We start from the raw sequence: 249 nt of genomic DNA on the forward strand, positions 1-249 counted from the left end.
GCGGGCTGGCCGTCTTGGGGAAGGTCACCACGCAGCGCCAAGATGCCGCGTACTCCGTGGTCGAGCAGTTCACCGATGATTTCTGCCAGTTCAGTGGGCGTATTGCCAACGCAGGTCAGGTGCGCCAAGGGACGCAAGGTGGTCTCCGTGAGAAGTCGATTGATAAGGTCGACGGCGGTGTCACGGTTGGATCCGCTGGCACCGTATGTCACCGAGACATAATCCGGTTCGGTGGCTTCGAGTTCGCGG

Annotated in this window: 1 protein-coding gene; it reads right to left on the reverse strand. The window is 61.0% G+C overall.

Annotated features, from left to right (window positions below; genetic code table 11):
* A partial coding sequence (locus SB847_RS21830; RefSeq protein WP_410578808.1) for a methylenetetrahydrofolate reductase occupies positions 1–249 on the reverse strand: 249 nt, incomplete at both ends.

Origin of the sequence: Bacillus sp. SIMBA_026 (genome assembly GCF_046535335.1) — a bacterium.
Classification (GTDB): domain Bacteria; phylum Bacillota; class Bacilli; order Bacillales; family Bacillaceae; genus Bacillus; species Bacillus velezensis.